Consider the following 21006-nt stretch of genomic DNA (forward strand, 5'->3'; position numbering starts at 1 on the left):
AAGGAGCTGTTGATATGAACCAGAACGTCCAAACCTTCCCGGCTGGCAATGCCAGCGTCGCCGCGCAGCGCAACCGCGTGCTGCGCAATACCTACTGGCTGCTGGCGCTCTCGATGGTGCCCACGGTGCTGGGTGCCTGGATCGGCGTGAGCACCGGCCTGTCGCGTGCCATGTCGCCGATGGTCGGCCTGATCGTCTTCATGGCCGGCGCCTTCGGCTTCATGTACCTGATCGAGAAGAACAAGAACTCGGCCGCCGGCGTGCCACTCCTGCTGGCCTTCACCTTCTTCATGGGCCTGATGCTGTCGCGCCTGGTCGGTGCGGTGCTGGGCCTCTCCAACGGCGCTGGCCTGATCATGACGGCCTTCACCGGCACCGGCCTGATCTTCCTGGGCATGGCCACGCTCTCCAGCGTGATCAAGCGCGACCTTTCCGGCATGGGCAAGGCCTTGTTCATCGGCATGATCATGCTGGTCGTGGCGGGCATCGCCAACGTGTTCCTGCAGAGCAGCGCCTTGATGTTGACGCTGTCGGTGCTGGCCATCGGCATCTTCTCGGCCTTCATCCTCTATGACCTGAAGCGTGTTCAGGACGGTGAAGAAACCAACTACATCACCGCCACGCTGAGCGTCTACCTGAGCCTGTACAACGTGTTCCAGTCGCTGCTGTCCCTGCTGGGCATCTTCGGCAGCCGCGACGAGTAAGCGGCAGGCTTTTCTCCACTGAAGCAGCCAGGCGCAAAGCCTGACTTGAGGGCGGGACCGATAATCCCGCCCTCTTTTTCATTGCCGCCACCGTGTCTCGCATCCAAGCCAATCTCCTGCTGCTCGTCATTGCCCTGATCTGGGGCTCCGCATTCGTGGCACAGAGCCAGGGCATGGCAGACGTGGGGCCCATGCTGTTCACCGGCGTGCGCTTCCTGATCGGTGCCGCGGTCGTGGCTCCGCTGGCCTGGCGGGAATGGAAGCAACTGGCTCGCCAGGGCAAGACACCCACCGCTACTGACGCCAGGCACATCGGCGGCCTGGGCCTCCTGATGCTGGCGGGCGCGGCGCTGCAACAGGTCGGCATCATCTCCACCTCGGTCACCAACGCGGGATTCCTGACGGCGCTCTATGTGCCCCTGGTGCCGGTGCTGTCCTGGCTGTGGCTGCGCCAGTTGCCGCATTGGTCGGTCTGGCCGGGCGCACTGGCCTGCCTGGTGGGCGCCTTCCTGCTCTCCGGCGCGCACGAGTTGAACATCGGCGTCGGTGATCTCTGGGTGATCGCTTCGGCCCTGCCCTGGGCCGTGCATGTGCTGTTTGTCGGCCGCGTGGCCGACAAGCTGGCCGCCCCCTTCCTCGTCGCCTGCGGCCAGTTCCTGGTCTGCGGCAGCCTGGCCTTGGTCTACAGCCTGTTCATGGAGCCGGTCAGCCTGAAGGGCTTGATTGCAGCAGCCGGCCCCATCGCCTACACCGGCGTCCTGTCAGTCGGCGTGGCCTTCACCGCCCAGGTCGTGGCGCAACGCTACGCCCATGCCGCGGACGCCGCGATCATCCTCTCGAGCGAAACCCTGTTCGCAGCGGTGTTCGGCTATCTGATGATGGGTGACCGCCTGAATCCTGCCGGCTTTGCCGGATGCGCGCTGATCCTGGGCAGCATGCTCGTGATCCAGTTGCTGCCGCTGTTCAGGATGGGTCGACACAAACCCGCTTCGGTCCTGGACCATCCGGTGTGATTGGGCCTTGGCGGCGGGGTTTTATCGAAACCTTCTGACACCGCATACGCAGTGTCATAGGGTTTTCACTGAATTCAACGAGACTTCTTTTCAAGCCACCCGCCGGGTGGTCTTCAGAAGAAGCGAATTGATTCATGAGCACCGTCCCCCTGTTCCTCACGCAATCGCAGCAATACCTGTTCAAGCCCTCCCGCGGTGACCGGCCCTTCGGCAACTGGACAGAAACCTACGGCCTGCCTCTGCTGCTTGCCGCGTTTGCCGCCACGTCTCTTGTGGCCCTGCTCCAGCAAGCCTGAACACTCAGAGTTCGAACGCGGTCGTCTTCTTGATCGTGCGCAGCACCAGCATCGAATTGGAGCGCGCCACCTCGGGCAGATGCATCAGCACCTGGCTGTGCATGCGCTCCAGATCTTCGGAATCGCGATAGGCGAAGCGGATCAGATAGTCGTTGCTGCCGGCCACATAGAAGCAGTCCAGAATGTCCGGGCTGTCGCGCACCGCCTGCTCGAAGGCCGACAGCGCAGCAGGGCTGACGCGCTCGAGGTTGATGATGGTGTAGCTCGTGCCCTGCTTGCCCACGGCCTTGGGGTTGACCAGGGCCACGTATCGATCGATCACGCCGCTGTCTTCCAGCTGCTTGACGCGCCGCAGGCACGCTGAAGGGCTCAGATGCACACGCTGGGCGAGGTCCACGTTGGAGAGCCGGCCGTCTTGTTGCAGCTCGCGCAGGATGGCCCTGTCGATCGCATCCAGTTTCACTTCTGAAGCCATTGCTCGAATTTTCTGCGAAAAGGCCATCATGCCACCGCAGCGAATTGCTCAAACCAGGGCTTGCCCTCGTCGAATGAGCCTGCACATTGCGCGCTGATCTGCCTAGACTGCGCGCATCCCCGGAACCCGCAGGAGCGCCTCATGGCCCAAGACCTCAATGCCAATCTCGACGCCTATTGGATGCCCTTCACCGCCAACCGCCAGTTCAAGAAGGCACCCCGCCTCCTGACCCGCGCGGATGGCATGTACTTCACCGACGACAAGGGCCGCCAGATCCTCGACGGCATCGCCGGCCTCTGGTGCGTGAACGCCGGTCACAACCGGCCCAAGATCGTGAAGGCGATCCAGGAGCAGGCCGCCGAGATGGACTTCGCGCCGCCCTTCCAGATGGGCCACCCCAAGGCCTTCGAACTGGCCGAGAAGCTGGTGCAGCTGACGCCGGCCGGGCTCAACAAGGTTTTCTACACGAACTCGGGTTCGGAGTCGGTCGACACTGCGCTGAAGATGGCCATCGCCTATCACCGCGTACGCGGTGAAGGCGCGCGCACGAGATTGATAGGCCGCGAGCGCGGCTATCACGGCGTCAACTTCGGCGGCATCTCGGTGGGCGGCATGGTGGCCAACCGCAAGATGTTCGGCACCATGCTGGGCGGCGTGGACCACATCCGCCACACGCACGACCCAGCGCGCAATGCCTTCAGCGTGGGCCAGCCGGCCCATGGCGCAGAGTTCGCAGACGATCTTGAAAAACTGATCGCCCTGCACGACGCATCCACCATCGCGGCCGTGATCGTCGAGCCCGTTGCGGGTTCAACGGGCGTGCTCATTCCGCCGCAAGGCTATCTGCAGCGCCTGCGCCAGATCTGCGACAAGCACGGCATTCTGCTGATCTTCGACGAGGTGATCACCGGTTTCGGTCGCACGGGCAACCCCTTCGCGGCGCAGACCTTCGGCGTCACACCCGACCTGATGACCGTGGCCAAGGGCCTCACCAATGGCTGCGTGCCCATGGGCGCGGTATTCGCGACGCAGAACATCTACGACGCCTTCATGAACGGCCCCGAACACCTGATCGAGTTCTTCCACGGCTACACCTACTCGGCCCATCCGCTGGCCTGTGCCGCTGCCCTCGGCACGCTGGAAACCTATGCCGATGAAGGCCTGCTCACCCGCGCTGCCGAGATGCAGGGCTACTTCGCCGAGTGCCTGCATTCGCTGAAAGGCGAGCCCAACGTGATCGACATCCGCAATATCGGCCTGATCGGCGGTGTGGAGCTGACGCCGCTGCCTGGCGAGCCGGCCAAGCGCGCATTCAATGTGTTTCTCGATTGCTGGGACAAGGGCCTGCTAGTGCGCACCACCGGTGATACGGTGGCCCTGTCGCCGCCACTGGTCATCGAGCGGCCCCATATCGACCGCATCATCGACACCTTGCGCGGCGCGCTGAGACGGGCCGCCTGAGGAGCAAGAGAGAATCGAGCCGTCGCAATGCGAGCTCAGGCCTGAGCGAGTTCAGGCGCTCGGTAGACCAGCACCTTGAGCGAGCGTTCCTCGGACACATCGGCAAAGACGGCCGGGTTGGCCACCCGCTCGACGAACTGAAGATCCGGCGCCAGCGCGTGCATCTGGTCTTGCAAGAAGGCCAGGCCCAGCTCGGGCGCGTTGAGGCACAAGAGCGCATGACCGCCCGGCACCAGGAGGTCGGGCAGGCGGCGCATCAGGCGCGCATAGTCCTTGGTCGCCACGAAGCTGCCCTTCTGGTAGCTCGGCGGGTCCACGATGATCAGTTCGTAGGGCCCGCCGCGGGTGATCTTGCCCCAGGTGCTGAAGATGTCATGCGCCAGGAAGCTGGCGCCAGAGCTGATGCCATTGAGCTGGTGGTTCTGCTGGCCGATGGTCAGCGCGCCCTGGCTCATGTCGAGGTTGAGCACCTGCCGCGCGCCGGCTTGCAAGGCCACGACCGAAAAGGCGCAGGTATAGGCAAACAGGTTCAGCACCTTGACTCGCTTGCGTGCCGCCACATGCTCGCGCACCCAGCGCCGGCCTTCGGCCATGTCCAGGAAGAGGCCATGGTTCTGGCCCTTGAGCACATGGATGCGAAAGCGCGCGCAGTCCTCGCTCACCACATGGGGCTCGGGCACGGCGCCGGCCAATAGCAGCGTTTCAGCGCGGCCTTCATGGCGGCACTGGAAGACGAGGTTCAAGGCTTGGTCAGGAGCGATCTGCTGCCAGCGGGCCGACAAGGCGGCCTGCAGTGCGGCAAGCTCTTCGTCAGAGACCGGTTTGAAACTGGTCAGTAGCCACACCGGCGCGAAGTAGTCCAGCACCCACTGCTCGCTGCCAGGATGCAGCCCGCCACGGCCATGAAACAGGCGCTGGGCTTGCGTGGCGGGCAGCTCCATCGTGGCGATGGCGTTCAAAAGGGCTTGCATGGGGCGTCCAGCGATCAGGGCGCGAGAGCTTAGCCCATGCATGCCGCCCGGCAAACAGCCGCGGCACGCGCTAAGCTGCGCGCCATTGCACATTTCGCAGCGAGGCCGAGCCCATGCCCATCTACAGCCTGAACATCAACGGAGCCAAGCGCGAGGTGGACGTCGCCGCCGAAACACCGCTGCTCTGGGTGCTTCGCGATGCACTCGACCTCACAGGCAGCAAGTACGGTTGCGGCGTCGGTGCCTGCGGCGCCTGCACGGTGCACCTCAATGGCGTGCCCACGCGTTCCTGCATGACGCCGGTCGCCACGGTGGGCCGCAAGCAGGTCACCACCATCGAAGGGCTCGATGGCAAGGGCAGGCATCCGCTGCAACTGGCCTGGCTTGAGCTGGACGTGCCGCAATGCGGCTACTGCCAGGCCGGCCAGTTGATGAGCGCTGCCGCCCTGCTCAAAGAAAACCCGAAACCGACCGACGCCGATATCGACGGCGCCATGTCCGGCAATCTCTGCCGCTGTGCGACCTACACCCGCATCCGCGCCGGCATCCATCGCGCCGCGGAAATCGCGGCAGCCCCGGCACAGCCGGCCGCGAAGACTGGCAAGAAGGTGGGCGCATGAACAAGACCGTCGGCAGCACGCGCCGCGCTTTCCTGCGCAACACCGCCCTGGGCAGCGGTGGCCTGGTCCTGGGCCTGTACCTGAACGACGCTGCGCAGGCGGCGGTTGCCGCGCAGTCGCCGGGCAGCACATTCAAGCCCAATGCCTTCATCAGCATCTCCGACCAGGGTGTGATCACCCTGATCTCCAAGCAGCCCGAGATCGGCCAGGGCATCAAGACCTCCTTGCCCATGGTGCTGGCCGAAGAGCTGAGCGTGAATTGGCAGGACGTGCGCATCGTGCAAGGCGACCTGGACCCGATCTACGGCAGTCAGAGTGCCGGCGGTTCCACGTCCACGCCGACAAACTACCAGGACTTCCTGCGCCTCGGCGCCACAGCCCGCACCCTGCTCACACAAGCGGCGGCTGAAACCTGGGGCGTGCCGGCGGACGAATGCGCGGCCGAGAACTCCTTTGTGGTTCACGCAAAGACGCAGCGCAAGCTGAGCTACGCCTCGCTGGCCGCCAAGGCCGCAACGCTGCCCGTGCCCGCTGCAGCCACGATCAAGCTGAAGTCACCCAAGGACTACAAGCTGCTCGGCCAGCGCATCGGCGGCGTCGACAACGAGGACGTCGTGACCGGCAAGCCGCTATTCGGCATCGACATCAAACTGCCCGGCATGCTGTATGCGGTTTACGAGAAGTGCCCGGTCTTTGGCGGCAAGGTCGTAAGCGCGAACCTGGCGGCAATCAAGGCCTTGCCGGGCGTGACGGACGCCTTTGTGATCGATGGCACGGCCAATCTGAACGGCCTGATGCCAGGCGTTGCCATCGTGGCCGAATCGACCTGGGCGGCCTTCAGCGCGCGCAAGCAACTCAAGGTTCAATGGGATGAAGGCGCGGCAGCCACGCAGAGCTGGGACGGCTTCACACGCCAGGCCGAGTCGCTCGCCAAGCAGGCTGGCACGCAAGTGCAGCGCAAGGACGGCGATGTCAATGCCGCACTGGCCTCCGCTGCCAAGACCGTGGAAGCGGCCTACAGCTACCCCTTCATCTCGCACGCGAGCATGGAGCCGCAGAACTGCACGGCCTGGTGGAAGGATGGCAGGCTGGAACTCTGGGCGCCAACGCAGAACCCGGCCTCGGGCCAGAACCTGGTGGTCAACACCCTGGGCATTCCCAAGGAAAAGATCACCCTGCACATCACGCGCAGCGGCGGCGGTTTCGGCCGGCGCCTGAGCTCGGACTTCATCGTTGAAGCCGCAGCCATCGCGCAGCGCGTGGCCGCGCCCGTCAAACTGACCTGGACCCGTGAAGACGATCTGCGCCATGACCATTTCCGCGCCGGCGGCTTCCACTTCCTGCGTGGCGGCGTCGATGCGCAAGGCAGGCTGACGGCCTGGCACAACCACTTCGTCACCTTCGCCAACCGCGTGGTGCGCGACGGCAAGTCAGTGCTGCAGCCGGGCAGCGGCGCCAACCTCTCGGGCGATGAATTCCCGGGCCGCTGGCTTGCCAACTGCCTGATCGAGCAGACGCCGCTGGAATGCAACATCCCCATGGGTCCCTGGCGCGCGCCGGGCAGCAATGTGTTCGCCTGGGTGTTCCACAGCTTCATCGACGAGCTGGCCCATGCCGCCGGCCGCGACCCGCTCGAGTTCCGCCTCGAGTTGCTCGGCGAGCGCGACCTCGTGCCCGGTACCGGCGAGCGTGGCACGCCCTACAACGTGGGCCGCATGCGCGCGGTGCTGAAGGAGGTGGCAGCCAAGGCCGGCTGGGGCAGCAAGAAGTTCCCGCGCGGCCAGGGCGCCGGCATCGCCTTCCATTTCAGCCATCGCGGCTACATCGCCGAGGTGGCCGAGGTCACGGTGTCAAAGTCTGGCCAGTTGAAGGTGGACCGGGTCGTCGTCGTCTCCGACATCGGCTCGCAGATCGTCAACCTGAGCGGCGCCGAGAACCAGGTCGAAGGCTCGGTGATCGACGGCCTCGGCACCCTGATGCATCCCGAGCTGGACATCCAGCGCGGCCGCATCGTGCAGGGCAATTTTGGCGAGTACCCGCTCTTGCGCATTGCCGACACGCCGCCCAGGATCGAGGTGCATTTCCTGCGCAGCGATCAGCCGGTGACCGGCCTGGGCGAGCCCGCCTTCCCGCCGCTGGCACCGGCGGTCTGCAATGCGATCTTCGCGGCCACGGGCAAGCGCGTGCGGCAGTTGCCCTTGAGCCGGACGGATCTGAGCTGGCGCTGAAGCTCTGGCGCTACCAGCGCCAGCGCAGTTGCGCCGAAACCGATGGCGCCTGGAGCCGAACCTGGCTCACATGGTTGAGGTAGTTGCGCTTGTTGAGGCGTTCGTCGAACCAGCCGGCGATGTTGTAGGCATGCAGACTGGCCTCGAGGTCCTGCTCGCCCTTCCAGAGAAGCCCGGCATTGAAATAGACATTGCGATCCGCCACGGCTGCGGGGTCGGCCGAGGTGGCCGCCAGCCCGCCGCGCAGGCGCAGGCTGTCCAGGTAGCGCAGCCGGTCGGCGGTCCCGGAGAAACCGTGATAGACAACGGCATTGGCCCACCAGCTGACTCCTGGCGCCAGCGGACCGCGGGCCGTGAGCTTGCTCAGATGATTGGCGTAGCCATTGAGGCTGCGGCCGTAGCCATTGGGCGCGGCCGTGACCTGCGTGTCGGTGACACCCGGCGCCAGGCTGAATGACTCCAGGCCGACCCAGGCATGCGAAGCGCTGAACTCGCCCCCCAGCCAGCGCCCGGTCCAAGATGCCTCGACACCATGGCTGCGCTGTGTACCGACCGGCTGGCTGCGCACCTGATTCTCGGCCGTCTGGACGAAGCCGATCACGCGCAGCCGGTTGATGAAGGCATTCAGGTCCACATGCCCGTACTGGCTGCTGCGCCAGCGGTAGAGCAGCTCCAGGCTGTCCTGCGTTTCAAAGGCGTGGCCGCCGGAGCCGCCAGCATGCAGCTCGTCCTCGAAACCCGCGCGCTGCGCTCGCGAGGCTGCCAGCGTGAGGTGACCCTGTGCCGAGACATGGCAGCCATAGGAGGCCCGCGGCGAGGTGCTGAAGCCGGCGGTCGAATGCTTCTCGAGGCGCAGGCCGGCAATCAGCGTGCAGTGCTCGCCCAGCTTGAGCTGGTCTTCGGCAAAGCCGGACAGTGCCCGCGTGCCCCAGGCCGGCATGCCCCCGGGATAGATCTCGGAGCTGGGCACCTGATCCGGGTAGCCCGGGCTGCGCCGCCCGACGTAACGCCATTCCTGGCTTGCGCCCGCACTGAGCTCATGCGCCTGGACGCGCTGGCGCCAGAGGCCACGCAGCGCGACCCGGTCCTCGCGGTTGGTGAACAAGGTACCGAAGACCGGGGCCCGCTCCTCATAGTCGGTGCTGACCGCCTCGACGGACGCGCTCCAGCGTGCCTCGCCCAGCGTCCGTCGAAATTCCTGGTGCGCGGACAACTGCTGGTAGCCGAACTCCATCGCTGCATACGGCTGCGGACTGCTCGCGCTTGCATTGCCAACGGGGCGCAGCGCCACCTGCAGCACCGACGGAGCGCTCATCTCGCCCCCGCGGGTGTAGCGCAGGTGCCCGTCGCTGCCCTCGTCCCACCAGCGCAGCGCCAGCTTGACCGGTGCGCGATCGCGGTACTGCGCCCTGTCAGCGCTGAAGGGCAAGGCGTCCGTGCGGCCATCCGCGCCCACGGCATCGCCCCAGCGCGTGCCCAGCGCCGTGCCGAACACCAGCGGCGCATCTCGATTCGCTGCACCCGCATAGTCGGCCACGCCACCGAACCACTGCCATTGCAGCGCACCAAGGCGACCGGCGCAGGAGAGTTCGACGCTGGCGAAACGCTCGACAGCGCCCGCCCTCAGTCCACCCTCGCAACCCGCTTTGCTTGCCCGACGCTGCATGATGTTGATCGTCATCGCCACCGCACCCAAACCGTTCACCGCCGCGGCAGCACCATGTACCACTTCGACATGGTCGATGTCGCCGAGCAGCGGCAGGTCACGCTCGGTGTAAGCGCCGGCATGAGAGAAATGGTTGAGGTTCTGACCATCAAGCAGCAGCAGGTACTTGTCGTCGCGGTTTGAGACGATGCCGCGCATGCCCAGGTGCGACATGCCGAAGCTGTGGTAGACCCATTGCAGGCCGGGCACCTGCATCTCGAGCAGCTCATTGAGGCTGCGCGCGCCCGACGCGAGGATGGCCTCACGCTCAATGCGCGTGATGCGGCTCGGCGCCACCAGAGTACTGGTCGGCGCGAGCGTGGCGGAGCTGGCCACGCGCACCTCGAGCAACTCATCGAAGCTGAGATCCAGCAGTTCCTTGTCAGGCCCGGACTCGGCGGCCATCGCAGCGCAGCCAGCGCTCAACAAAAGCGCAAGCAGGTACTTTCCCTTCGCAGCCTGGGTCATGTGAGAGAGCGTTCCGTGGCTGTGTCGCGGTACAGTTTAATCACACCCAGGGCAAAAGCGCTGGAACAACGGACACCGATGCTTTTCACCGTATTGCGTCCTCATCGCAGTCGCTACGGCCGCCCTGTGCTGGCCGGATTGCTGCTGACGTGCACGCTGCTGGCGCCGCTCCACGCGGAGCCGGTCGTGCAAAGCGACGAGTACCGGCTGAAAGCCGCCTTCATCTTCAACTTCAGCCAATTCATCGACTGGCCGCCCAGCGCGTTTGCCGCCGAGGAGGCTCCGCTGCGCCTGTGCCTGCTGGGCCGCGATCCTTTCGGGGAGTCGTTGAAGGCGCTGGAGAAGCGGCGCTCCAAGGGGCGCGCCATCGCGGTGCAGCAGGTGCGCTCGCTGGCGGAGGCGCGCAACTGCCATGTGCTCTATATCGATGATCCACAAGAAGCGCTCGGCAATGCAGAACTCGCGCGAGGCCTGGGCAACGCCCCGGTGCTGACGATCAGCAGCGCGCCAGACGTCACCAGCAAGGGCATTGGCATAGGCTTCGTCAGCCAGTCAGACAAGTTGCGCTGGTCGCTCAACCTCGACGCCCTGAAGCGTGCCCAGTTGCGCGTCAGTGCCAAGCTGATCGAAGTGGCCATCTCGGTCACCGGCGAAGCCAGGAACTGAGGACAGCGATGCTGCAACGGTATTCCCTGCGCATCCAGCTGCTGATGATGGCCATGGCCGTGGTGGCGCTGGCCCTGCTGATCGCCGGCGGCCTGCTGCACCTGACGGACCGGCGCCAGAGCCGCGAGGCCGTCGCGGCCGAAATGCTCTCGCTGGCGCAACTCGTCGCCAATCGCAGCGCCGCTGCAATCGCCTTCACGGACGAGGCAACGGCGCGTGAAAACCTGACCGCCCTCGCCCGGCTGGATCAGGTCGGCCGCGCCTGCCTGTACAGCACCGACAACCCGGCCTTCGTCATCGGCCAGCAGGCTGCCGACACCTGCACGCCCATGGGCAATGCGAGCGAGGTCTGGCAAACCATCGACGGCGATGTTGCCCGGGTCCAGGTGCCGGTCTTTTCTGGTGAGTCGGTGATCGGCGCCGTGCAGATCGAATCTTCGGCCCAGCCGCTGGCTGCGCGTGCACGCACGCGCATGATCTCGCTGGCACTGGCGCTGGCGGTCGGGCTTGCGGCCGCGCTGGCCCTGGCGCTTCGCTTGCAGCGCGTCATCACGCGGCCGATCTCACGCGTGCGCGATGTGGCTACCGCGATCATCGAGAGCCACGACTACCGACTGCGCGCTCCCGACCTCGGCAAGCACGAGGTCGGGAGCCTGGCCGACGCATTCAACGCCATGCTGACGGAGATCACAGAACTCACCGCGCAACTGGAAGCGCGCGTGCAGGCACGCACGGCCGAGCTGGCCCGGACCAATGGCTCACTGCAGGAAGCGCTCGACTCGCTGCGGCTGGCGCAAAGCGAGCTGATACAGCGGGAGAAGCTGGCCTCCCTCGGCTCGCTGGTGGCAGGCATTGCGCACGAGCTGAACACGCCACTGGGCAACAGCGTGACCGTGGCCAGCACGCTGCCGCCGATGATCAGCAGGCTGCGGCAGCAAATCGCCGACGGCACGCTGCGCAAGTCGACCGCGCTGGACGCGCTGCAGCAGCTCGATGCCGGCGCCGACCTGCTCGAGCGCAACCTCGAACGCGCCAGCCACCTGATCTCGCGCTTCAAGCAGGTGGCCGTCGATCAGACCAGCGAGCAGCGGCGCAGCTTCGACCTCGCCGACATCGTGGGCAAGGTCGTGGACACGCTGCGGCATCAGTTCAAGTACGGCGCGCACTCGGTGGAAATCGACATCGAACCGGGCCTGGCACTCGACAGTTACCCCGGCCCGCTCGGGCAGGTGATCACCAATCTGGTGATGAATGCATTGATCCATGCCTTTGGACCGGAGCTGGGCCGAGCCGGGCAGATCCTGATTCGCAATCGACCGACAAGCGAAGGACACGTGCTGCTGGAGGTGCGCGACAACGGCAGTGGCATCGCAGCCGCCCACCTGGCCCGCATCTTCGACCCCTTCTTCACCACGCGCATGGGCCAGGGCGGCAGCGGCCTGGGGCTCAACATCGTCTACAACATCGTGGTGTCGACACTCGGCGGCTCGATCAAGGTGGCGAGCACCGTGTGCGAGGGAACGAGCTTCACGATCCGCCTGCCGATCCACGCGCCGGAGCCGGCCGACGAAGCCACGCCAGATCGAATTCGCACGGCCGGCGGCGCCAGCCAGGCCTCAGGCAGCTGACCCCACCCTGGACATCAGCGTGCATTGCTGTGGCTAGCGGGCCGCCGGCCCGCGCAGTGCTGCGCCCGCCTTGGCGCCGCTGTGCTTGCCGGCCTCCATCGTCACCACGCCATTGATCACCACCAGGTCGAAGCCTTCGGACAGCTGGTGCGGATGCTCGAAGGTCGCCCGGTCTCGCACTGTCTTGTCGTCGAAGATCACGATGTCGGCCGCATAGCCCGGGCGCAGCAGGCCGCGGTCATTCAGCTGGAAGCGCTGGGCCGCGAGCGATGTCATGCGGCGCACCGCCTCTTCCAATCGCATCACCTGCTCTTCACGCACGTATTTGCCGAGCACGCGTGCATTGGTGCCGTAGCTGCGCGGATGCGGCATGCCGGTGCCGCTCTGCACGCCGCCATCGGCGCCGACCATCGCAAAAGGCCAGGCCATGATGCGGCGCACGTCCTCTTCGCTCATGCCATGGAAGGTCATCTGCGCGCCGCCGGCCTGCACGATGTCCAGCAGGGTCTGGATCTCGGCCTCCATGGTCGCCGGACGGCCGCGCTGCTGATTGATCTGGCTGAGGTTGCGACCGTTCAGCGCCGGCTCAGGCGAATGGCGGGCCACCACCGCATAGGAAAAATCGGGCCGCTTGTTGCGCTGGGCGCTTTTCAGGATGTCGGCGGCGATGCGGACGCGGTCGGCCGGGTCGGCCAGGCGCTTGGCAATCGCGGCTTGGCCGCCCTCCACTGCCCAATCGGGCAGCACGACGCTCAGCTGTGTGCTGCTGGCGGTGTACGGATATTGATCGATGGTCACGTCCAGCCCGTCGGCCCGGGCCTTCTCGATCAAGGCCAGGGTCTCTCGCGAGCGGCCCCAGTTGGCCGGCGCGCCGACCTTGAAGTGCGAGATCTGCACCGGCAGGCCGGCTTGCCGGCCGATGTCCAGCGCCTCGTTGATCGCCTCGACCACCTTGCTGCCCTCGTCCCGGATGTGGGAGGCATAGACGCCGTGGTGGCGCGCCGCCGCGCGGGCCAGGCCCACTACCTCGGGCGTGTCGCTGTAGAGGCCAGGCAAATAGATGAGGCCGGTCGAAAGGCCAACGGCGCCGTCGTCCATCGCCTGGTCCACCAGCGTTTCCATGCGCTTTTGCTCCGCAGGCGTGGCCGCGCGGCGCTCCAGGCCCATCACCTGCTTGCGCACCGTGTTGTGACCGACCAGGGAGGCCACATTGACCGACACGCCCTCCTTGGCCATGCGCTCGAAGAAGGCCTTGATGCCCAGTTCGTCCGAGGCCCCGCAGTTGCCGGTGATGAGCGTCGTGACGCCGTCATGAACGAAGTTGTCGGCCGTGGGCCGCGCGAACAGGTTGCCCTCGATGTGGGCGTGCGTGTCGATGAAGCCAGGCGCGACGATATGGTCGCGCGCGTCGAATACGCGCCGGGCCTGCACCGTGCCCAGCTGGCCCATGGCCACGATGCGGCCGCCCCGCACCGCCACATCGCCACGCACCCAGGCGTTGCCGCTGCCATCGACGATGCGGCCGTTGCGGATCAACAGGTCCACGGCGGGCTCCTTGACCTGCAGCGGTGCGTTGCCGCAGGAGCCAAGGGTCAGGAGAGCAGCGCAGGCGAGCAGGAAGCTGAGGCGGCGCAAGGTAGAACGGGTTGAAAGCATGGCTTGAAGACAAAAGCGTGGGGGCGCCCTCATTATGAAAAGCTGCATGCGCCGGGCAAGAGCCGATACCCGCGGACAGGCCGCATTGCGTACGCTGGCCGCCCGCTCCGATACACTGCCGACCATGCCCCGCCGCCTCGTCGCCCTGCTGATTGCCTTCTGCCTTTGCTGGCAGTCGCTGGCGTTTGCGGGCGTCGAAGTGCTCGTGCGCAAGGGCGAGGCGCAGCAGCATGCGCTGATGCATTTCGAGGGTCAGGCCCACCATCACCATGATGAGCACGGCGGCGTGCACAAGGATGCATCCGGCGCTTCGACCCAGCATGCGATGGACGATGCCTGCATGTTCTGCCCGGCCCTGATCCAGGACCTGCGGCTGACCTTGCCCATGCTGCGGCCCGATGCGCCACTGGAAGCGCTGGCCAGCGAGCCTGCGCTGCCCTTCCTGCCCGCCTTCGAGCGGCCTCCCAAACCGACGATCTGATCCCTGGTCGCGGCAGCGACGCCTGGTGCTGGTCCATCCGATGGCCGGCCTGCGGCAGCTGTCCGCCTTGACGCAGCCCAATCTGGCCGCGTTTCACCGCACAGATGATCGTCACTGATGAATCGCTTATCAAAAGCAAGCCCATGGCCTCGGCCATGGCGTGCTGCCTGCCTGCTCGCCTTGTTGGCAGCGGCGGGCGGCAGCTCTGCGCAAGGCGCCAAGACGGCCCCGACGCCGCTGACGCTCGGCCAGGCACTGCAAGCGGCCTGGACCCGCTCTCTCGATTCCACCGAAGCGCAGGGCCGGCAACGGCGTGTCGAGGCCGACCGGCAGCTTGCCGGCTCCTGGCTCGCCGCGCCGCCCAGCCTGGGCATCAGCCAGCGCCAGGGCCGCGGCGCCATCGGCGATCAGCGCGAGACCGAGCTGGAACTTGCCGCGCCGCTGTGGCGCCCAGGTCAGCGCCAGGCCAACAACCTGAGCGCCCAGGCCGAGGCCGAATGGTCGGCAGCCAGCGAGCAGGCCGCCCGGCTGCGCCTGGCCGGCCAATTGCGCGAGATCGCGGGCAAGCTGCAACTGCTGGCGGGAGATGTGCGGCAGGCCGAGCTGCAACAGCAACTGCTGGCGCAAGTGGCTGCCGACGTGGATCGCCGCGTCAAGGCTGGTGACCTGGCGCCGGCCGACGGCCTCGCCGCGCGCGCCGAAACGCTGGCTGCTGCGAGCCAGTTGCGCGAGCTGCAACAGGCGCTCGCCACGCAACACGCAGCCTGGCAGCTCATGACCGGTTTGCAGGAACTGCCGCCCGCAGAAGGGTCGGCGAATGCCCCGGCCGTGCTGGACAGCCATCCGGATTTGCAGCTGGCCGATGCCGCCGTCAAGCGCAGCAGCCAGCGCCTGGCCCAGCTGCGCAGCCAGCGCAACGCGCCGCCGGAGGTGGGCGTGGGCCTGCGCCAGGAGCGGCCCGGCCAGGGCCAGCCCGGGCAGAACAGTGTCACGCTCAGCTTGCGCATTCCCATCGGCAGCGAGACCCACAGCGGCCCACAGGAAGCTGCGGCGCTGGCTGAGCAGGACCTGGCCCTCGCGCAGCGGCAGCGCCTGCAGCTGCAACTGCATGCCGAGCTGAGCCTGGCCCGCGAGGCTCTCAGCGCAGCGCAGTCGCAGGCGGCAGCGGAGGCAGAACGCGCCAGCCTGCTGCGCCAACGCGCCGACTGGCTGGACAAGGCCTTCAAGGCCGGCGAAACCGCCCTGCCCGAACTCTTGCGCGCCCTCGCCGCCGCCGCCCAGGCAGAAGCCTCGGCGGCGCGCCAGCAAGCCGCACTTGCCGTTGCCCATGGCCGGCTGCAACAAGCTCTTGGATTGATCCCATGAAACACCTCTTCTCATTGCCAGCCCTGCTGCTGGCCAGCGCGGCAGCCTTCGCCCATGGCGGTGACGACCATGGCAGCAAGCCACCACCTGCCGCCACCACCGCCTTGCCAAGGCTGGAAGCCCATACCGAGCTGTTCGAGCTGGTCGCCAGGCTCGATGTGAATGAGCTCTCGCTGATGATCGACCGCTATGCCAGCAACGAACCCGTGCTCAACGCCAGCGTCGAACTGGAGTCTGGCAGCCGCAAGGCCAAGGCCGCGTTCCATGCCGACAGCGGCAGCTACGAGGTCGACGACAAGGCCTTCCTGACGCTGCTGGCCACGCCGGGCGAGCATGCGCTGGTGATCACCGTGCGCGCAGGCGCAGAAGCTGACCTGCTCGATGGTGTGCTGCATGTGACCGCTGCCGGCGAACAGACCGACGTCCATGCAGGTCACGGCCAAGGACGCAGCCCCTGGCTGTGGGCCGGGCTCGCTGCGCCGCTGATTGCGGCCGCCGCCTGGTGGCGCCGCCGCTCGCTGCGTCGCTCGGTTTTCAAGGGAGGCCTGGCATGAAGACCGCGCTGATGACACTCGCGCTGCTGCTTGCAGGCACAGCCTTCGCCCACGGCCCCGACGGCGACAAGCACGAGGAGACGTCGGCCGTCGGCAGCGGCGGCCTCGCGCGCCTGCCGGACGGCAGCGTGCAGGTGCCCAAGCTGGCCCAGCGCCGCATGGCCATCCGGACCGTCCTCGCGGCCGAGAGCGAAGCGGCTGCCACGCTGCAGCTGCCCGGCCGCGTGATCGCCGACCCGAACGCCAGCGGCCAGGTCCAGTCTGCTCACGGCGGACGCATCGAGGCGGGTCCACGCGGCCTGCCGCTGCCCGGGCAGAAGGTGCAGGCGGGCGAGGTGCTGGCCTGGGTTCGCCACCATGCCGAGCCCTATGCCTATGCCGCCCAGCAGGCGCAACGCAGCGAATTGCAGGCTGCACGGCTGCTGGCCGAGAGTCGCCTCAAGCGGCTCGAGTCGCTGGAAGGCACGGTGCCTCGCAAGGACATCGAGGTCGCGCGCGTCGAGCTTGCTTCGCTCGCTGCCCGTGAGAAGGGCGTGGCCGAGAGCATCAGCGCCCGCGAAGCGCTGCGTGCGCCGATCTCTGGCGTCGTGGCGCGCAGCGAGCTGAAGGTCGGCGCCATCGTCGAAAGCCGCGAGCTGCTGGTCGAGGTCGTCGATCCGGCGCGCTGGATCATCGAAGCCACCAGCACCGACGCAGCGCTCGCCAGCCGCATTGCCGGCGCCAGGCTGGCGGAGCCCGGCGGTGCGGAGCTGCAATTGCTGGGCGCAGCACGGGTGTTGCGCGACGGTGTCTTGCCGATCAACTTCCGCATCCGCTCCAAGGCCGATGCGGCGCTGTCGCAAGGCCAGTCCGTCGGCGTGATTGTGCAGCTGAGCGACAAGCGCAAGGGCGTGCAATTGCCTTCGGCCGCCGTGGTGCGCGGCACTGCCAACGAGGCCGTGGTCTGGGTCAAGACGGGCGCCGAACGCTACCGCCCGGCGCCGGTGCAGACGCAGCCGCTCGATGACAGCACGGTGCTGGTCACGCAAGGCCTTGCGGCCGGCCAGCGCGTGGTGATCCAGGGCGCTGCCCTGGTCGCGCAGATCCGCTGAGGAACACCCATGGTCTTCAACTGGATCGTTCAAGCGAGCCTGCGCAACCGGCTTTTCGTGCTGGCCTTCGCCGCGCTCTTGATGGCCTATGGCCTCATCAGCGCCTGGCGCACGCCGGTCGATGTGTTTCCCGATCTCAACAAGCCCTTGGTGACGGTGCTGACCGAAGCCGGCGGCATGGCGCCCGAGGAGGTGGAGCAGCTCGTCACCGTGCCGGTGGAAACCGCGCTCAACGGCATGCCCGGCGTCAGCCGCGTGCGTTCGACTTCGGGCGTTGGCCTGTCCATCGCCTATGCCGAGTTCGACTGGGGCACCGACATCTTCCGCAACCGCCAGCTGGTGGCCGAACGCCTGGCGCAGCTGCGCAGCCAGCTGCCTGAAGGCGTGTCGCCGACCATGGGTCCGGTCTCGTCCATCATGGGTGAGGTGATGCTGATCGCCCTGCCCTTGGGTGAGCAGGAACAGACGGCGCCGGGCCGCCCCAAGGCGTCTGCTATCCCCTCGGGGGATCGGCCGGCGTACTCGGCGGACGAGGGGTCATCATCCCTTCCGATGAAGGCGCGTGAGTACGTGGACTTTGTCTTGCGGCCACGGCTGCTCAGCATCCCCGGCATCGCGCAGGTCGTGCCCATCGGTGGTGAAGTGCGGCAGCTCCGCGTCGAGCCTGACCTGCAGAAAATGGCGCAGCTGGGCCTCTCGCTGACCCAGCTCGAGCAGTCGCTGCGCGGCTATGCTGGCAATGCCGGCGGCGGCTTCGTGGACCTGAATGGCCGCGAGTACCTGATCCGCCACCTGTCGCGCACCAGCAAGCTGCAAGACCTGCAGGCCTTGGCGGTCGCCTGGAAAGACGGCCGCCCGGTGCGCCTCGAACAGGTCGCCCAGGTGCGTTTCGCTCCCGCCATCAAGCGCGGCGACGCCGGCTACCAGGGCCGGCCAGCCGTGGTCATCAGCGTACAGAAGCAGCCGAGTGCCGACACGGTGCGCCTGAGCCGCTCCATCGACCTTGCCCTGGCCGAACTGAAGGCGGGCCTGCCCAAGGGCCTCTCGGCGCCACGCGTGCTGTTCCGCCAGGCGGACTTCATCGAAGCATCCATCGGCAATGTCGGCGAGGCCCTGCGCGACGGCGCGGTGATGGTGGCGATCGTGCTGTTCGCCTTTCTGCTGTCCGCCCGCACGACCCTGATCTCGCTCCTGGCGATTCCGCTATCGCTGGCGGTCACGGCCCTGGTGTTCCGGCTGCTGGACCAGTCGATCAACGTGATGACCCTGGGAGGCCTGGCCATTGCCATCGGCGAGCTGGTGGACGATGCGGTGGTCGATGTGGAAAACATCCTGCGCCGGCTCAAGGCCAACCGCACAGCTGCGAATCCCCTGCCGCTGCTGGAGCTGCTGCGACAGGCCAGCGTGGAGGTGCGCTCAGGCATCGTCTATGCAACGGTGATTGTGGTGCTGGTCTTCGTGCCACTGTTTGCGCTGCCCGGCATCGAAGGCCGGCTGTTCGCGCCGCTGGGTATCGCCTACATCGTCTCCATCCTCGCCTCCATGCTGGTCTCGATGACGGTGACACCGGTGCTGTGCAGCTTCCTCCTGCCCGGCATGAAGCGGCTTGACCATGGCGACAGCCCGCTGGTCGCACGGCTCAAGCACTGGGACGCGCGGCTGCTGCGCTGGTCGTTCCCGCGCTCGAAGCGGCTGGTGGCGGTGGCCTTGCTGGCGGTGGCTGCGGCGGCGGCCAGCATTCCCTTCTTCCCGCGCACCTTCCTGCCGGCCTTCAACGAAGGATCGCTGGTGCTGTCTCTGCTGTTCAACCCAGGCACTTCGCTGGCCGAGACCAATCGCATGGGCGCCCAGGCCGAGCAATTGATCGCCACCGTGCCAGGTGTGGCGCAGGTGGGCCGCCGCACCGGCCGTGCCGAGCTCGACGAGCATGCCGAAGGCGTGCATTCCTCCGAGATCGACATCGACCTGAAGCAGGGCGGCAAGGGCGTGGACAGGCAGGCGCTGCTGGCCGAGGTGCGGGCGCGCCTGGCGTCGATGCCGGCACAGATCTCCATCGGCCAGCCTATTTCGCACCGGCTGGACCACCTGCTCTCCGGCGTGCGCGCACAGATCGCGATCAAGGTTTTCGGTGACGACACCGACACCTTGCGCGGCCTGGCCGAGCAACTGCGGCAGCAGCTCGCCCCGTTGCCGGGGCTGGTGGACCTGACGGTCGAGAAACAGGTCTTGATTCCGCAGATGCTGGTGCGCATCGACCATGAACGCCTGGCCCGCACGGGCCTGGCGCCAGGCGAGGCGCTGCGCATCCTGCAGGCGCTCACCGACGGCAGCCCGAGTGGGCAGATCGTCGATGGCGCGCGCCGCTACGAGCTGCTGGTGAGGTTGCCGGAAGGCCAGCGCGGGCCGCAAGACCTGGCCCGCATGCTGGTGGATACGCCGGCCGGCCGCTTGCCCGTGTCCAGCTTCGCCAGCATCGAGGAGTCCGATGGCCCGAACCAGATCGGCCGCGAGAACGGCCGGCGGCGCATCGTGCTGTATGCCAATACCGACGGCACGGACATGGCCCATGTGATTGCGGACATCCGCGAAATCGTGGCCAAGACGGAGTTGCCCACCGGCAGCTTCATCAGCCTGGAGGGCCAGTTCCAGGCGCAGGAGCAGGCGACCCAGCTCATCCTTGCGCTTTCGCTGATTTCGCTGGCCCTGATCTTCCTGGTGCTCTACTCACGCTATCGCTCGGCCCGCCTGGCAGCCATCATCATGGCCAATATCCCGTTGGCCCTGATTGGCAGCGTGGTGGCAATGTGGATGGCGGATGTGAGTCTCTCGGTGGCCACCATGGTGGGCTTCATCACGCTGGCCGGCATCGCCACGCGCAACGGCATCCTGAAGATCAGCCACTACGTGAACCTCTGCCGCTTCGAGGGCGAAAGCTTCGGCCAGGCGATGATCGTGCGTGGCTCGCTGGAGCGGCTGACGCCGGTCTTGATGACCGCCCTGGTGGCGGCCTTCGCATTGACGCCGCTGCTGTTGGCCGGGGATGCGCCGGGCAAGGAAATCCTGCATCCGGTGGCCGTGGTGATCTTCGGTGGCCTGGTCAGCTCGACCCTGCTCGACACCCTGCTGACGCCCCTGCTCTACTGGCGCTTTGGCCGCCGTGCCACTGAAAGGCTGCTGGCAGGCGCCAGCCAGGAGGCCCTTTGATCTCGGAACGGAATCATGCAAATGAAGAACACTTTTGTCGCCATGGCGCTGGCTGTGGCCGGTACGGTTTCGGGCGCGGTGCAGGAGATCCGCTGGAACGACGCGGGACTCCATGCGCAGGCGCTCGACGTTGCCCCAGGCAAGTTCGCCGAGGTCTGCGGGCCGCTGAAGGCCGGCGAGCAGGTGACCTGGTCCTTCGAGGCCGACGGCCCCATGAACTTCAACATCCACTATCACGAGGGCGACAAGGTCAGCTACCCGGCCCGTGAGAACGGCGTGAGCAAGCGCGCGGGCGAACTCAAGGTCGAACTCGACCACGGATACTGCTGGATGTGGAGCAACAAGGGCACACAGCCGGTCCGGCTGAAACTGGAGTTGCGGCACAAGCGCTGAGGACCCGCTGCGCACCGATCCCCCTTT

General features: G+C 66.7%; 18 protein-coding genes. 14 read left to right on the forward strand and 4 right to left on the reverse strand.

The window, feature by feature from the left end; genetic code table 11:
- Nucleotides 1–14: 14 nt before the first annotated feature.
- From ABT392_RS08590 to ABT392_RS08600, 3 genes are all read left to right on the forward strand, one after another.
- Nucleotides 15–704: a Bax inhibitor-1/YccA family protein gene (locus ABT392_RS08590; RefSeq protein WP_334276588.1), complete on the forward strand. Its 690-nt coding sequence runs from the start codon at nt 15–17 to the stop codon at nt 702–704.
- A 92-nt stretch (nt 705–796) separates the two neighbouring features.
- The gene (locus ABT392_RS08595; protein WP_395386018.1) at nt 797–1717 is read left to right on the forward strand and encodes a DMT family transporter; all 921 of its coding nucleotides are present in this window, start codon (nt 797–799) and stop codon (nt 1715–1717) included.
- Nucleotides 1718–1851: 134 nt separating this feature from the next.
- The gene (locus ABT392_RS08600; protein WP_334276586.1) at nt 1852–2013 is read left to right on the forward strand and encodes a hypothetical protein; all 162 of its coding nucleotides are present in this window, start codon (nt 1852–1854) and stop codon (nt 2011–2013) included.
- A 4-nt stretch (nt 2014–2017) separates the two neighbouring features.
- Here ABT392_RS08600 and ABT392_RS08605 read toward each other — a convergent pair whose 3' ends face one another.
- Nucleotides 2018–2488, reverse strand: coding sequence for an Lrp/AsnC family transcriptional regulator (locus ABT392_RS08605; RefSeq protein WP_395386017.1), 471 nt, complete (start codon nt 2486–2488; stop codon nt 2018–2020).
- Nucleotides 2489–2629: 141 nt separating this feature from the next.
- Between ABT392_RS08605 and aptA the strand changes: the two genes are divergently transcribed.
- Nucleotides 2630–3949, forward strand: coding sequence for an omega-aminotransferase AptA (aptA, locus tag ABT392_RS08610; protein ID WP_395386016.1), 1320 nt, complete (start codon nt 2630–2632; stop codon nt 3947–3949).
- Nucleotides 3950–3984: 35 nt separating this feature from the next.
- Here the strand turns inward: aptA and ABT392_RS08615 are convergent, their stop codons facing one another.
- Nucleotides 3985–4920 carry a class I SAM-dependent methyltransferase gene (locus ABT392_RS08615; RefSeq protein WP_395386015.1) on the reverse strand — a complete coding sequence of 312 codons (936 nt, stop codon included), beginning with the start codon at nt 4918–4920 and terminating at the stop codon, nt 3985–3987.
- Between the two features lie 113 nt (nt 4921–5033).
- Between ABT392_RS08615 and ABT392_RS08620 the strand changes: the two genes are divergently transcribed.
- Nucleotides 5034–5540, forward strand: a complete 507-nt coding sequence (locus ABT392_RS08620) for a (2Fe-2S)-binding protein (protein WP_334276581.1) — start codon at nt 5034–5036, stop codon at nt 5538–5540.
- Nucleotides 5537–7768 carry a xanthine dehydrogenase family protein molybdopterin-binding subunit gene (locus ABT392_RS08625; protein WP_395386014.1) on the forward strand — a complete coding sequence of 744 codons (2232 nt, stop codon included), beginning with the start codon at nt 5537–5539 and terminating at the stop codon, nt 7766–7768. The genes ABT392_RS08620 and ABT392_RS08625 overlap by 4 nt, the downstream gene beginning before the upstream one ends.
- 10 nt (nt 7769–7778) lie before the next feature.
- Here the strand turns inward: ABT392_RS08625 and ABT392_RS08630 are convergent, their stop codons facing one another.
- A complete protein-coding gene (locus ABT392_RS08630) occupies nt 7779–9878 on the reverse strand; it encodes a TonB-dependent receptor plug domain-containing protein (RefSeq protein WP_395386013.1) in 2100 nt (699 codons plus the stop codon).
- Between the two features lie 78 nt (nt 9879–9956).
- Here ABT392_RS08630 and ABT392_RS08635 point away from each other — a divergent pair, with 78 nt between their 5' ends.
- Both ABT392_RS08635 and ABT392_RS08640 read left to right on the forward strand, forming a co-directional pair.
- The gene (locus ABT392_RS08635; RefSeq protein WP_464970952.1) at nt 9957–10607 is read left to right on the forward strand and encodes a YfiR family protein; all 651 of its coding nucleotides are present in this window, start codon (nt 9957–9959) and stop codon (nt 10605–10607) included.
- Nucleotides 10608–10615: 8 nt separating this feature from the next.
- Nucleotides 10616–12235, forward strand: a complete 1620-nt coding sequence (locus tag ABT392_RS08640) for an ATP-binding protein (protein ID WP_395386011.1) — start codon at nt 10616–10618, stop codon at nt 12233–12235.
- A gap of 33 nt (nt 12236–12268) precedes the next feature.
- Here ABT392_RS08640 and ABT392_RS08645 read toward each other — a convergent pair whose 3' ends face one another.
- Nucleotides 12269–13891 (reverse strand): N-acyl-D-amino-acid deacylase family protein, encoded by a 1623-nt coding sequence (locus ABT392_RS08645; RefSeq protein WP_395386010.1) that lies wholly within the window; start codon nt 13889–13891, stop codon nt 12269–12271.
- Between the two features lie 124 nt (nt 13892–14015).
- On the opposite strand from ABT392_RS08645, the gene ABT392_RS08650 reads away from it, so the two are divergent.
- From ABT392_RS08650 to ABT392_RS08675, 6 genes are all read left to right on the forward strand, one after another.
- Nucleotides 14016–14372 carry a DUF2946 family protein gene (locus ABT392_RS08650; protein ID WP_334276574.1) on the forward strand — a complete coding sequence of 119 codons (357 nt, stop codon included), beginning with the start codon at nt 14016–14018 and terminating at the stop codon, nt 14370–14372.
- Between the two features lie 180 nt (nt 14373–14552).
- Nucleotides 14553–15737, forward strand: a complete 1185-nt coding sequence (locus tag ABT392_RS08655) for a TolC family protein (RefSeq protein ID WP_395386009.1) — start codon at nt 14553–14555, stop codon at nt 15735–15737.
- Nucleotides 15734–16291, forward strand: a complete 558-nt coding sequence (locus tag ABT392_RS08660) for a hypothetical protein (protein WP_395386008.1) — start codon at nt 15734–15736, stop codon at nt 16289–16291. Before ABT392_RS08655 ends, ABT392_RS08660 begins: the two co-directional genes overlap by 4 nt.
- Nucleotides 16288–17382, forward strand: coding sequence for an efflux RND transporter periplasmic adaptor subunit (locus ABT392_RS08665; RefSeq protein ID WP_395386007.1), 1095 nt, complete (start codon nt 16288–16290; stop codon nt 17380–17382). Before ABT392_RS08660 ends, ABT392_RS08665 begins: the two co-directional genes overlap by 4 nt.
- Nucleotides 17383–17391: 9 nt before the next feature.
- Nucleotides 17392–20586 (forward strand): efflux RND transporter permease subunit, encoded by a 3195-nt coding sequence (locus tag ABT392_RS08670; protein WP_395386006.1) that lies wholly within the window; start codon nt 17392–17394, stop codon nt 20584–20586.
- Between the two features lie 15 nt (nt 20587–20601).
- Nucleotides 20602–20979: a hypothetical protein gene (locus ABT392_RS08675; RefSeq protein ID WP_464970953.1), complete on the forward strand. Its 378-nt coding sequence runs from the start codon at nt 20602–20604 to the stop codon at nt 20977–20979.
- Nucleotides 20980–21006: the final 27 nt, after the last annotated feature.

Origin of the sequence: Paucibacter sp. JuS9 (genome assembly GCF_044043925.2) — a bacterium.
Classification (GTDB): domain Bacteria; phylum Pseudomonadota; class Gammaproteobacteria; order Burkholderiales; family Burkholderiaceae_C; genus JAUASW01.

Coding starts and splice junctions, on each gene's coding strand:
- ABT392_RS08590 (WP_334276588.1), top strand. CDS start 15: ATGAACCAGAACGTCCAAACCTTCCCGGCTGGCAATGCCAGCGTCGCC.
- ABT392_RS08600 (WP_334276586.1), top strand. CDS start 1,852: ATGAGCACCGTCCCCCTGTTCCTCACGCAATCGCAGCAATACCTGTTC.
- ABT392_RS08605 (WP_395386017.1), bottom strand. CDS start 2,488: ATGGCTTCAGAAGTGAAACTGGATGCGATCGACAGGGCCATCCTGCGC.
- aptA (WP_395386016.1), top strand. CDS start 2,630: ATGGCCCAAGACCTCAATGCCAATCTCGACGCCTATTGGATGCCCTTC.
- ABT392_RS08615 (WP_395386015.1), bottom strand. CDS start 4,920: ATGCAAGCCCTTTTGAACGCCATCGCCACGATGGAGCTGCCCGCCACG.
- ABT392_RS08620 (WP_334276581.1), top strand. CDS start 5,034: ATGCCCATCTACAGCCTGAACATCAACGGAGCCAAGCGCGAGGTGGAC.
- ABT392_RS08625 (WP_395386014.1), top strand. CDS start 5,537: ATGAACAAGACCGTCGGCAGCACGCGCCGCGCTTTCCTGCGCAACACC.
- ABT392_RS08630 (WP_395386013.1), bottom strand. CDS start 9,878: ATGGCCGCCGAGTCCGGGCCTGACAAGGAACTGCTGGATCTCAGCTTC.
- ABT392_RS08640 (WP_395386011.1), top strand. CDS start 10,616: ATGCTGCAACGGTATTCCCTGCGCATCCAGCTGCTGATGATGGCCATG.
- ABT392_RS08645 (WP_395386010.1), bottom strand. CDS start 13,891: ATGCTTTCAACCCGTTCTACCTTGCGCCGCCTCAGCTTCCTGCTCGCC.
- ABT392_RS08650 (WP_334276574.1), top strand. CDS start 14,016: ATGCCCCGCCGCCTCGTCGCCCTGCTGATTGCCTTCTGCCTTTGCTGG.
- ABT392_RS08660 (WP_395386008.1), top strand. CDS start 15,734: ATGAAACACCTCTTCTCATTGCCAGCCCTGCTGCTGGCCAGCGCGGCA.
- ABT392_RS08665 (WP_395386007.1), top strand. CDS start 16,288: ATGAAGACCGCGCTGATGACACTCGCGCTGCTGCTTGCAGGCACAGCC.
- ABT392_RS08670 (WP_395386006.1), top strand. CDS start 17,392: ATGGTCTTCAACTGGATCGTTCAAGCGAGCCTGCGCAACCGGCTTTTC.
- ABT392_RS08675 (WP_464970953.1), top strand. CDS start 20,602: ATGCAAATGAAGAACACTTTTGTCGCCATGGCGCTGGCTGTGGCCGGT.